We start from the raw sequence: 13,260 nt of genomic DNA, 5'->3' as shown, positions 1-13,260 counted from the left end.
CGGGTACGTACACAACTCTGAAATCAACCTCAACGCAGCTGCCTGATTTTTTTCTAAATCAAGGTATATATCATTCATTACCAAAAACTGTAATATGAAGGTTAGTGGCCAAAACAACTATTTTAATGTTGAGAAACTCCTGCTGGTTCTCCTGGTATTTTCTATTCCGTGGCGCCTCTCTGCCCAAACATCTAATCCCATAACGGGTAGGGTAACTGACGATAGTACCCAGGCGCCCCTGACCGGTGTTAGCGTTACCATCAAAAATGGAAGTGGTGGTGTTTCCACAGATGCAGATGGAAAATTTTCCATCAATGCTGCGCTTAATTCAGTCCTGTTATTTTCCATGATAGGCTATGAACCTCTTGAAACTACCGCCGACAAGGAGGTTATCAGTGTTCAGCTTAAAAAAGAAACCAAATCAATGGATGCGGTAGTAGTTGTGGGTTATGGTACTCAAACTAAAAGAAACGTCACCGGCTCCATCGTCAAAGTGGATCTCAAACAAACGGAAAACCTGCCAACCAATAACCCCGGGCAAGCCTTAAGAGGCAGGGTGGCCGGAGTGCAGTTTACAGAGAATGGGCGACCGGGCCAGGGAGGTACCATTTTAATCAGGGGGCAACGCTCCATCTCTGCCAATAACAATCCACTGGTAGTACTGGATGGTATCATCTTCGAAGGAAGTCTTAGTGACATCACCCCCAGTGACATTGAATCTATGGAAATACTAAAGGACGCAGCAGCAACGGCTATTTACGGAGCCAGGGCTGCAAATGGTGTTATCCTGATTTCTTCCAAAAAAGGTATTTCTGAAAAGCCGGTCATTCGTGTTAACAGTTACTATGGTATATCGGGCTGGAGTTATAAACCGAAGGTCATGGATGCCGATGGATATATCCAAAAATTGTTGGAATTCAGAAGACAAAACGGGTTGGAAGCAATCGATGATCCACAAAAAATCGCTGGTTACTTACAGCCAACCGAAGCAAAAAATTATCTCGCCGGTAAAAGCATCAAACCCTGGGACGTGCTTTCACAGGATGGAGGAGTTCAGAACCTGGATGTTTCAGTTTCCGGAAGATCGAATAAAACCAATTATTTTATATCCGGGAGTTATAATAACGAAAAAGGAATTGTCTTCAATGACAACGCCAAAAGAATCAGCACAAGGATTAACCTCGATAATCAAATTACGAGCTGGTTAAAAATAGGCATCAATGCACAATATACAGAACGGGATCTGTCGGGTGAAGAGGGAGATGTTGACTTTGCTTTCCGGGCATCTCCTTATGGTTCCGTATGGCTGGATGACGCAGGAACAGATCCTAACCCTTTCCCCACTGAAGAAACTCTAAATCGTAGTATCATCTTTAACGCACTGACCAACCAAAACCAGGAGCTTTATAAAAATCTCTTTGCCAATATATATGGTGTGGTTGATATCCCTTTCGTTAAAGGGTTGTCTTACCGGATCAATTATTCCCCTAATAAGCGTTGGTATAACCTGAACACTTTTGTACCCATTTATCAGCGCAATACGCTCAATAACCTCGGTAATGCCAGTCGCAGGGTCGACTTTAACCGGAGCTATGTGTTGGAGAATATCGTAACCTACAATAAAAAGATAAATAATAATCATGCTTTTGACGTCACCTTACTCTATGGCAGAAACCAATCTTATAATGAATCGGTGATCGCTACGGGCGCGGATTTCACCGGCTCAAGCGGTGCCAATGGCTGGAATAATCTTTCACTTGCAAAAATTCAGACCAATACAAGTTCTGCTGACCAGGTCGATGCTATTTCTTCTATGGCGCGCGTTAACTATCGTTTAAAAAGCCGCTATATCGTAACGCTTACCGCCCGTCGCGATGGAAACTCAGTGTTTGGCGAAAAAAACAAGTATGGTGTTTTCCCATCTGTAGGACTTGCATGGATCGCTTCAGATGAATCCTTTCTGAAAAATATAGAAGCGATAAGAACGCTTAAGATCAGGGCTTCCTACGGATCAGTGGGTAACCAGGCCATTTCTGCTTACCAGTCGCTTACGAGACAGGGACAGAACCAATATGTTTTTGGTGATGGAGGCTCTACTTCTACAGGGATATTCCCAACAAACCTCGCTAATTCAAATCTTGGATGGGAAACTACTACTACCGCCAACATCGCCGCCGATTTTGAATTGTTTGATGGAAGGATAGGCGGTACGGTAGAGTTCTATAATATGGATACCAGGGATCTTTTACTGACCCGCCAATTGCCGACCCCAACAGGTTTTCCCAGCATCTTTACAAATGTGGGTGCCACTAATAACAAAGGCCTGGAGCTGAGCCTGAATACGGTTAACATCAGATCAAAAAAATTCGAATGGTCTAGTAACCTGGCTTTCTCTACCAACAAAAATAAAATAGAGCATCTGTACCGCAGTGATGTTAATGGCGATGGGAAAGAAGACAATGATATAGGTAACGGTTGGTTTATAGGACAACCTATATCGGTGGCTTACGATTACCGGGTGATTGGTGTTTACCAGGAAGGCGAAACCATTCCGGTAGGGCAAAAGCCGGGATTTATGAAGATGGAAGACACAAACGGCGATAAGGTGATTGACCCTAATGACCGTGTTATACTGGGAACGTTGCAACCGAAATATCGCTTCGGGCTCAGTAATAATTTTCGATATGGAAATTTCAATCTCATGGTAATGCTCAGCGCAATGACCGGTTGGATTGCTAACAATTCAAGACTGTCGTTGGATAATGCGTCGGGCTCTAATGGAAATTATCCGGGAAGAGATAATATCCTGGATGCAGGCTGGTGGACACCGGAAAACAAGTCGAATACCCGCCCTTCACTGGCTTATACCAATCCTTATAACCATGGATATTATGAGAGTCGCAACTTCCTGCGGATACAGGAAGCTTCACTGGCTTATGAATTTCCCGTTGCCCTGGTTCAGCGCTTAAAAATGAATTCATTCAGAGCTTATTTGAGCGGACGGAATTTATACACATTTACAAACTGGCAGTCTATGGACCCCGAAACAGGGTACGCTAACCGAAGCGGTTTATATCCTTCTTCAAGAACCGTCTCCCTCGGCATTAATGTAAGTTTTTAATTCTCTTTAAATAATTGCAAAATGAGAATACTTAATCAGCTAAGCAAAAGCTTGATACTTGGACTTTGTCTTATTTCCAGCGCGGGTTGTAAAAAATCCATACTTGATGAGAGCCCGCTGGCATTTTTATCCCCCGACATTACCCTGGTTAACAACATGGGTTTCCAGAGTGCTATTACAGCGGTGCATTCAAGTGCCAGGGATCTTTATGGTAACAATAGTTTTCGAACCTACTGGACCCTCTTTTTTGCTACCGATATTGGCTCCATAGGTGTAAGAGATACTTATCTGCGTGATTATGCCAGCCAGCTTACACCCACCAACGAAGCAGTTGATTGGTTTTGGGAATGGGGCTATATACAAATGTTACCGAAGGTGAACCAGATCATCGAGTACGCAGAAAAACCAACAGCAGAATGGACAGATGAAATACAGAAAAATAGAGTTATCGCCGAAGCCCGTTTTTTCCGTGCCTACACTTATAACCTGCTTACCAATCTTTATGGTGATGTTCCATTGGTTGATAAATTGGCAACAGATGTGAAGGTTGATTTTACACGTGCTCCACGTAAAGAAGTGCTGGAATTTATTAAAGCCGACCTCCAGTTCGCTTCGCAGTGGCTGCCGTTAACAGAATCGCAGCCCGGAAGAATCGTAAAGAATGCTGCAGATCATTTGCTCACTGAGGTGAACCTGAGTCTTGGTGATTATGACGCTGCCATACAAGCCGCAACTGCTGTAATAAGTTCGGGCCGTAATCAAATGATGACCACTCGCTTTGGAAGCGCCAAAACTGCACCAGGTGATGTTTATTCAGACATGTTTTTAGAAGGAAATCAAAATCGTTCCGGTGGCAACCTTGAAAACATTTGGGTTGGACAATTTGAGTTCCAGACACCGGGAGGTGTACCGGCAGGAAGTGGCGGTAAGAACTGGCTTCGTGCCTGGGGACCCCGCTATTATGATGTCAGGGATCCCGACAATGCTGCGGGAATGGTAGTCTCGGACAGTTTGGGAAGAGGGGTAGCGTGGATGCGCCCGAACAATCATGTGATTTATGATATCTGGAAAGATGACCCTAATGATATGCGTAACTCAATATACAATATCAGGAGAACCTGGTATTATAATAATCCTTCTTCAAAGTATTATAAACAACCTGTTACCCAACATGCGAACCTGGATACGCTCTATCATCTCTATCCCAGTTTCCGAAAAATGGAAGGGCCATCCCGTAGTGGACTTACCAACGGAGTTACGTTTAGTGACTGGCCTATTATGCGTTTGGCTGAAACTTATCTCTTAAGAGCCGAGGCTTACCTGATGAAGGGTGATCTTCAAAAAGCGGCAGATGATATTAATGTAGTGAGATCAAGAGCCAATGCCAAACCCGTAACAGCCGGCGCCGTTACTTTGGATTATCTCCTGGATGAACGCCTCCGCGAACTCATGATTGAAGAACCTCGCCGGCTTACATTAAACAGGATGGGAAAGTTGGTGGAGAGAACAAAAAAATACAATGGGTTTGCCACTACAGTTGCATCCATACAAGCTAGAAATGCTGTGTTTCCCATACCGCAAAAATTTATTGATGCAAACGTCGGTTTTAAAGTCGCTCAAAATCCAGGATACTGATTATCTCTGGCAAACCAGGTGTTCCTAACCAATTAAATAAAACGAATAATGAATAATTCCCGCCGCGATTTTGTAAAAAATACTGCCAAAGGTGCAGTTGCTGTTTCTCTCGGAGGTATTCTTCCCGGGTTCAGCGCTAAAAGTTATGCGAGTATCATTGGTGCCAACGAAAAAATTAGAGTAGCCTGCATGGGTGTCAACAGCCGTGGCTTTGCTGTTGGTACAAACTTCGCAACTCAACAGGCAGATTGTGAAGTAATATATGCTTGTGATGTAGATAGCCGTGCCGCAGAAAAATTTATAGGAGGGGTTGAAAAGATAACCGGCCGGCGCCCTAAATCAGAACCCGATTTCAGAAAAGCACTGGAAGATAAACAGCTTGATGCTTTAGTGGTAACTGCGCCTGACCATTGGCATGCACCAGCAGCAATTCTCGCCTGCAAAGCGGGTAAAAATGTTTATGTGGAAAAACCATGTAGTCATAATCCAAATGAAGGAGAATTACTGGTTGCCGCGGCCCGCAAGTATAACCGCGTGGTACAAATGGGATCCCAGCGTAGATCCTTACCAAATTTCCAGGCTGCTATTAAAGAACTACATGGCGGTGTAATCGGCAGGCCCTATTTCGCTAAAACCTGGTATACCAATAACCGGGCCTCGATTGGAATTGGTAAACCGGTAAGCGTTCCTTCCTGGCTGAACTATGACTTATGGCAGGGACCTGCTCCCCGCCAGGCATTCAAGGATAATATTATTCATTACAACTGGCATTGGTTCTGGAACTGGGGTACAGGTGAAGCGGGCAACAATGCCATACATGTAGTGGATTTAGCCCGCTGGGGTTTAGGGGTTGATTTTCCTGTTAGCGTTAGCTCTGCAGGTGGCCGGTACCGTTATAAAGATGATTGGCAAACTTTCGATACTCAAATGATCAATATTGAATTCAACAACAATTCCATGATCAGTTGGGAAGGCCGCAGTTGCAATGACGGGCCGGTAGAAGGTAGCGGCTCGGGGCTCATATTTTATGGCGATACAGGATCCATGTACCTGGGTGATCGTAACTCCTATAAAATATTTGATATTAGCGGGAAGCTGACGAAAGAAGTAAAAAACGATGTATTAGTGGGTGATCCGAAAAGTCTTTCAAGCCCGTCCCAGCTATTGGATGTCATGCATGTAAAAAACTTTTTTGAAGGCATTCGTAAAGGCGCGGATCAGCTTAATCAACCAATACTAAGTGGACATAAAAGTACTTTGCTGGTACAACTGGGTAATATAGCTCAACGTACTGGCCGCACTCTTAATATCGATCCTGCCAACGGGCATATTCTGAACGATAAAGAGGCGATGAAATTATGGACCCGCAGTTATGAACCAGGCTGGGAACCCAAAATATAAGTATCCAATTTATTAAAACATTAAACGCTTCAACATGTCTTCCAGGAGAAATTTTATTAAACTAGCCGGAGTTGGTGCTTTAGCCACAGGAATGCCTTTTTCTTCCAATGCAACCGGGACCTCAAACTCATCCGCAAAAACTCCCGAGCTTTTTGGCCTGGGTGTGGTAGGCTTCAGTTTTACCGACTATAAAAATGATATTGATAAAACAATAGAAGTAGTAAAAGGCATAAGGGTTACAAATGTTGCACTCAAAGATTTTCAGCTGCCTTATAATAGTTCGCAGGAACAAATTGACCAGGTTATGGGAAAATTCAAAGCAGCCGGAATTTCTGTTACAGCATTGGGTGTAATTTATATGAGAACAGAAAAAGAAATTGATGATGCATTTGAATACACCAAAAAAACAGGAGTAAAAATGATTGTTGGTGTACCAAAATATGAATTGCTTCCTTACGTGGAGAAGAAAGCAAAACAATATAATATTCCTGTCGCAATACATAATCATGGACCAGAAGATCTGCTGTTTCCTGATATAGACAGTACCTATGACAAAATAAAAAACATGGATAAGATACTTGGTATCTGCATGGATATTGGTCATACATTTCGCTGCGGACATGATCCCGCTGCAATGTTCCTCAAATACCATGATCGTATTTATGATGTTCATTTCAAGGATGTAGATGCACCTACCCGTGAAGGAAAGGCCGTGAATAATGGTTGGGGGAAAATAGATTTCGTCGCTTTTGTAAAGGCCTTGCGGAAAACGAAGTATTCAGGCATGTGTGGATTGGAAAACAGGCAAAAGGATCCAGCAATGGCGTTGGCAGAAAGTATGGGGCATTTCAGGGGAATTTTGGCAGCTGTTTAATAGAATCAATTTGGCTCATAACCAGCTAACAGATCGCAATTATAATGGGATAGTGATCAATTGAAGTTTGGTAGGGGATATAAATACGATAGTAATCAAATGAAGTTCAGCAAATCGAATAATAAGTTTGGCAAAAGTTTTTCAGCCGGGAGAAAACAAACAATAGTCTTTAGATGGATAATCTTTGTTTGCTGTATGACAGTGATATTAACTTCTGGCAGGCCCTTGAAACATGAGCTAAAGGAAACAGCGGAAAAATCGGGAGTATTTGAGGGCCTGTTTTATCTTGATCAATCGCCGGTGCGTGTGGAAGTAGTAAATGGAAAAATCACCCGTGTTACACGAATAAAAAGCCTGTCCGAAAAAAATAAAAATCTTTATATAGGTCCGGGACTTATCGATAACCAGGTTAATGGTTATATTGGAGTATCATTTTCATTGGGTGATCTGCCTTTTACAAAGGAAGATGCAATCAAGGTAACAAAGGAATTATGGAAGGCTGGAGTAACGACTTATTTGCCGACATTGCGGACCAATAGCCAGGAAAATCTTTTAAAAAACTTATCCATACTGGCAAAAGCAAAAGCGGACACTGCCACAAAAGGATCTATTGCCGGTTATCACCTCGAGGGTCCCTATATTTCAAAAGAAAACGGATACCGTGGCGCCCATGCATTAGAATATGTGCGAAAAGCTGATTGGGCATCATTCATGAAACTTTACGAGGCATCTGATAACAATATTCTGCAGGTCACCCTTGCACCTGAAGCTGAAGGTGCCATGGATTTTATCGCAAAATGTAAGGAAAAAAATATTGTTATTGGTTTAGGTCACCATAACGCTTCCGCGGCATTGGTTAAAGAAGCTATAGACAAGGGAGCAAGAATAGCCACACACCTCGGAAACGCTTTGGCAAATACAATTAACCGTCATGAAAACCCGCTATGGTCCCAGTTATCCGATGACCGCCTGATGATCAGTATTATTGGTGATGGCTTCCATCTTCTTCCGGAAGAGATCCGGGTGTTTTATAAAGTGAAAGGCCCTTTAAAAACAATTATAACTTCTGACGTAGATCGTTATGCGGGAATGGAACCTGGCAAATACCTGAATTCAGAAGGAGATACTATCCAGCTTACTACTGATGGCGCGGTGATTTACCTCGCCCGGAATTCATTAAGCGGATCTGCTTCACCTGTTACCAGGGGAGTGGCCAATGTAATGAAAGTAACAGGATGCACCATGGCAGAAGCGTTTCAGATGGGAAGCACGAATGCAGCTGCGCTTTATTCATTAAGAGACAGGGGAGCTATTAGAGAAGGATTAAGGGCCGACCTGGTACTATTCACCATCGAGAACTCAAAAATAAATATCAAAAAAACGGTAGTCGGAGGAACGGTAGTGTATGAGGCTAATGAATCCAAACAACATGTGTCATATTAATAGTATCCTAAAATGATAAAAACGAAAACGGGAAATTATCGATGGTTTGTTGCCTTTCTGTTATTTACGGCTACTACTATAAATTATATTGACAGGCAGATCTTTGGTTTATTGAAACCTGAATTAGAAAAAGTTTTTAATTGGACAGAGACTGACTACAGCAGGATTGTAATGGCTTTTACTGCCTGTTATGCAATTGGGCAGCTTGTATATGGGAAAATAATTGATCGGATTGGTACGAAGCTTGGTTATACTATTTCAGTTACGGTTTGGAGCATTGCAGCCATGCTACATGCCGCTGTAAAGACGACTCTTGGTTTTGGTGTGGCAAGGGCTTTCCTTGGTTTAGGAGAATCAGGAAATTATCCTGCGGGAGTGAAAACAACAGCAGAATGGTTCCCTAAAAAGGAAAGGGCGCTGGCAATTGGAATTTTAGATTCAGGTTCTAATATAGGCGCTTGTGTTGGCCCAATGCTGGTTCCATGGCTGTTAGCTTCTTATGGCTGGCAATCTGCCTTTATTATAACAGGATCCTTTGGTTTTATCTGGTTAATCTTATGGCGCTTTTTTTACAAAATACCCTCTGAACAACCACGTTTAAGTAAAAGCGAATCTGAATATATAGTAAGTGATGCAGATGATAAAGATGAAGAAAACACCGGCTCGGTTAGCTGGGGGAAATTGTTAACTTATCGCCAGACATGGGCCTTTATAGCCGGGAAATTTTTTACGGACCCAATCTGGTTTTTCTTTTTATTCTGGTTGCCCTCTTATTTTAATTCTTACTTCAGTCTTAATCTGAAAGAACCTAGTATTCCACTTGTCATCGTGTATGCAGGTACTATGATAGGAAGTATTGGTGGTGGCTATCTGTCTTCCTGGCTCATAAAAATAGGATGGCCGGTTTATAAAGCCCGTAAAACTGCCTTATTAATAGCTGCATTTTGTGTGCTTCCAATTTTGGTTACCAGGTACACAACAGATATGTGGGTAGTCGTGACCCTGATCAGCCTTTCTGTTGCCGCCAACCAGGCCTGGAGTGCAAATATTTTTGCCATTGTTCCGGACATGTTTCCAAAGAAAGCGATTAGCTCCGTAGTGGGGCTGGGCGGAATGGCAGGAGCCATAGGCAGTGTGCTCTTTCCCATTTTCATAGGCTTTATCCTGGATCATTATAAAAGTATAGGCAACATCGTGGCTGGATACAATATCATTTTTATTGTTTGTGGAAGTTCATTTTTACTTGCCTGGTTGATAATTCATTTTCTTACGCCAAAAATGAAACCGATCGACCTCCACCTAAAGCTCTGAAAAGTAGCCTTTGAAAAACCAAAGATTAAATCGGTCAAATTCTAACAAGTACCAGTTGGAAATTGAAACCGATAGACCCAAACTCTGAAAAGTAGCCTATGCAAAACCAGCTCTGATAAGTACCCTTTGAAAACGTAAATTTAAATTGATTGGAATGATTTGGATGCACCTGGTGATTTGTATTATCGCCGGCTTATATAAACCGGACAATCCGGATGCACCGGGCATCCCGGACGCACGGGGCACCAGGACGCTATTCAGTGAGTATGCCCCAACAAAAATTTCTATTGATGGGGATCTGAAAGAATGGTCGAAATGTGCATCAACTACAATTATTGATAGCTTCAGAAGAAAAAGTAATAATAAGATGTCGTTTCAATCGATGTGGAATAAAAACTTTTTGTACCTGGCCTTTATCGTGGAAGATGTGAATTTAGCAGCGTTGCAATCAAGTCCTGATCACCCGGAGCTTTATCTTGATGATATGGTTGAGTTCCTGATCGATACCCGGAATCGCAAGGATTCATGTTGGGATACCGATGACATCATTTATCATATCAATCTATTGGGACAAAAAAAAGATGACCGGGGGACTATTGATTGCCGGACGGATCCAAACTGGAATGGGAATGCAGTATATGCGCTTACTATCCGTGGATCATTAAATGATAATACCGATAAGGATACCGGGTATAGTGTCGAAATAGCAATTTCATGGAAAGAACTTGGTGTAGAACCCGCATCGGGAAAAAAGTTGGGATTCAATTTTGCAAATGGAGATAACGGAAAACTATTTGACTGGGTTAATGCCTCGCCGTTCCGCTCCCCATATAGGTTTGGCGATTTAGAATTGATAAAGGAATAGAAAACTTATTTACATGAATGATTTTAATTTTTCACAGGCAGTTGCGTGGCGAGAGCCGGTTCTTAGGATAAAAAGCTTATTTTTTTTAATTTTCTGCATAGCTGGCTGCCTGCAGGCGCAAACCAGTTTTAAAGAACCGACTTCTAAGAAACCGTCAACGAAAGCTGGTCTGACACGATTGATCACTTTAGATCCCGGGCATTACCATGCAGCCCTATTGCAGAAATCAATGTTTCCACAAATTGATAGTACCGTGGATGTATATGCGCCGGATGGACCTGATGTTAAAGCTCATTTGGAAGTTATAAACAAGTTCAATACGCGTTCCCAGGATCCTACAGCCTGGAAAGAAAAATTATATACAGGTCCGGACTACCTTGACAAAATGCTTAAAGCAGAAAAACCCGGAGGCGTTGTTGTGATAGCTGGAAACAACAGGAAGAAAACGGAGTACATAAAAAGGTCAGTTGATGCAGGACTGAACGTACTTGCCGATAAACCAATGGCCATCAAAACCACCGATTTTGAAGTGCTGAGAAATGCCTTTTCGGAGGCAGCGAAAAAAAAGGTATTATTATATGATATCATGACCAGCCGTTATGAAATTACCAACATGCTGCAAAAGGAATTTATGCAAATGCCGGAACTGTTTGGTAAGTTAAAACAAGGTACCCTGGAACAACCTGCTGTGGAAATGAAACGGGTGCATTATTTTCTGAAATATGTGGCGGGTGCCCCGCTGATTCGTCCCGTATGGTATTTTGACATAGAACAGGAAGGAAATGGCATCGTCGATGTAACTACTCATATGGTGGACCTGATTCAATCTGCCTGCTTTCCCGAGACAATTTTCAAGTACAAGCAAGATGTAAAAATGATTTCTGCAAAAAGATGGGCCACCAGGATCAACCCTACCCAATTTAAGGCTATTACTAACAGTGATCACTACCCCAGCTTTCTTGAAAAGGATATAGAAGACAGTATTTTAAATGTGTATGCAAATGGTGAGATGAACTATACCTTAAAAGGAGTTCATGCAAAAATTATAATGCAATGGGATGTAAAGGCCACTGACGGAAATAGTGACACTCACAATTCCATTTTTCACGGTACTTTGGCGAATTTAGTTACAAGGCAGGGAAAGGAGCAACAGTATAATCTTACTTTATTTATTGAAGCAATTAGCCCCGAGGCAAAAAGAAAAATTCAACAATCCCTTCCTAATACATTACTAAAAATAGAGAGAAAATTTCCTGGAATAACCTTAAAAGAAACAAATAAAGGATGGGAAGTGATTGTTCCTGAGAAGTATCTTAAACTTCGTGAAATGAACTATGAGTTCGTTACCAACAAGTATCTGCAATATCTTCAGCAAGGCTCTATGCCTGAATGGGAGGTATCCAGTATGATAACAAAATATTACACCACAACACAGGCCCTTGAGAAGGCCCTGAAAAATTGAGTTTCATCCTTGTCACGAATATCTTAATTATGGGCAATGAATATCAAAATTTATATTTGCAACAATTTTAAGTACCAATGAAAACAAATAATGATTCCGACAATTTTGGTATCAAAGAAATTGCGCGATTAGCGAAGGTTTCTATTGCCACGGTTGACCGGGTTATTCATAATCGACCGGGTGTTTCCAAAAAAACAAAAGAAAATATTGATCGTATTATCGATGAACTTGGCTATACACCAAACGTTTTTGCGCGGCGTCTTGCCTCCCGCAAAATATTAAATTTTGCTGTGTTGATCCCGGAAGTTTCAGAAGAAACAGATTTCTGGGAGGCACCGCTTAGAGGTGTTGAGCAGGCTGAGTTAGAAATAAAACAAAACGGTATTAATATCAGCAAATACTTCTTTAATCTCAATAAGAAAGATTCTTTTTTAGAAGCCACCCGTCTGGTTCTTGACAGCCATCCTGATGGAATATTACTGGCTCCTTCATTTATTGAAGAATCAATAGCGTTTTTAAAGTCCTGTGATGAATTAAAAATTCCTTATGTCCTGATAAACTCTGACCTACCAAAACAAAACTCCTTATGCTATATAGGTCCGGATTTGTTTCAGAGTGGATCGGTAGCTGCTCATCTGGCAAATTATTTACTAGCGGAAGGCGATAAAATATTAATTGTAAATATTTCCAAAGAAATTGAAAAGGATCATGAATTACTTAGAAAGGAAAAAGGGGTATATGATTATTTTGAAAACAGCGCTAAAAAGATCAAAATATTAAAAACGGATATCAAGAATACGGACTATGATTCCGTAGCAAAAACCCTTTCAAAAATAATGGAAACTGATCCGGATATTAAATTAATGTTTGTCACCAATTCCAGGGTTTCTACAGTAGCACGCTATTTAGTAAAACTGGAGTTGCCGCATATTCTTTTAATCGGGTATGATTTTATTAAGCAAAATATATATTATTTAGAGAACGGGAGCATCGACTTTCTTATTTGCGACAAACCGAAAGAACAGGGTTATAGGGGCATCATGGCACTATACCAGACTTTAGTGTTTGATGCAGTTGTTGATAATATATATTTTATGCCAATAGATATAATTACTAAACAGAATTCGAGGTTCTATCTTAGTTAATAA

At 41.6% G+C, this 13,260-nt stretch carries 9 protein-coding genes; all 9 read left to right on the top strand.

Annotated elements, in window-relative coordinates; all coding sequences use genetic code 11:
• Window positions 1-94: 94 nt before the first annotated feature.
• The 9 genes from VK664_RS06365 to VK664_RS06325 all read left to right on the top strand — a co-directional run bounded on the left by VK664_RS06365 (window position 95) and on the right by VK664_RS06325 (window position 13,257).
• Complete coding sequence (locus tag VK664_RS06365; RefSeq protein ID WP_461397790.1) at window positions 95-3,121, top strand: SusC/RagA family TonB-linked outer membrane protein; 3,027 nt, start codon at window positions 95-97, stop codon at window positions 3,119-3,121.
• A 21-nt stretch (window positions 3,122-3,142) separates the two neighbouring features.
• Window positions 3,143-4,756, top strand: a complete 1,614-nt coding sequence (locus tag VK664_RS06360) for a RagB/SusD family nutrient uptake outer membrane protein (RefSeq protein WP_461397789.1) — start codon at window positions 3,143-3,145, stop codon at window positions 4,754-4,756.
• Window positions 4,757-4,804: 48 nt separating this feature from the next.
• Window positions 4,805-6,157, top strand: a complete 1,353-nt coding sequence (locus VK664_RS06355) for a Gfo/Idh/MocA family protein (protein WP_461397788.1) — start codon at window positions 4,805-4,807, stop codon at window positions 6,155-6,157.
• A 34-nt stretch (window positions 6,158-6,191) separates the two neighbouring features.
• Window positions 6,192-7,031, top strand: a complete 840-nt coding sequence (locus VK664_RS06350) for a sugar phosphate isomerase/epimerase family protein (protein WP_461397787.1) — start codon at window positions 6,192-6,194, stop codon at window positions 7,029-7,031.
• 195 nt (window positions 7,032-7,226) lie between these two features.
• Complete coding sequence (locus tag VK664_RS06345) at window positions 7,227-8,474, top strand: N-acetylglucosamine-6-phosphate deacetylase (RefSeq protein WP_461397786.1); 1,248 nt, start codon at window positions 7,227-7,229, stop codon at window positions 8,472-8,474.
• 12 nt (window positions 8,475-8,486) lie between these two features.
• The gene (locus VK664_RS06340; protein WP_461397785.1) at window positions 8,487-9,785 is read left to right on the top strand and encodes an MFS transporter; all 1,299 of its coding nucleotides are present in this window, start codon (window positions 8,487-8,489) and stop codon (window positions 9,783-9,785) included.
• A gap of 154 nt (window positions 9,786-9,939) precedes the next feature.
• Window positions 9,940-10,650, top strand: a complete 711-nt coding sequence (locus VK664_RS06335) for a sugar-binding protein (RefSeq protein WP_461397784.1) — start codon at window positions 9,940-9,942, stop codon at window positions 10,648-10,650.
• A 13-nt stretch (window positions 10,651-10,663) separates the two neighbouring features.
• On the top strand, window positions 10,664-12,112 hold the full coding sequence (locus VK664_RS06330; protein WP_461397783.1) for a putative oxidoreductase C-terminal domain-containing protein: 1,449 nt from the start codon (window positions 10,664-10,666) through the stop codon (window positions 12,110-12,112).
• 77 nt (window positions 12,113-12,189) lie between these two features.
• Window positions 12,190-13,257 (top strand): LacI family DNA-binding transcriptional regulator, encoded by a 1,068-nt coding sequence (locus tag VK664_RS06325; RefSeq protein WP_461397782.1) that lies wholly within the window; start codon window positions 12,190-12,192, stop codon window positions 13,255-13,257.
• Window positions 13,258-13,260 lie beyond the last annotated feature (3 nt).

The organism is Flavitalea sp., assembly GCF_035489435.1.
Taxonomy (GTDB): domain Bacteria; phylum Bacteroidota; class Bacteroidia; order Chitinophagales; family Chitinophagaceae; genus DATHKG01.
Note: the sequence above shows the minus strand (reverse complement) of the source record. Positions and strands in the feature narration are given on the sequence as shown.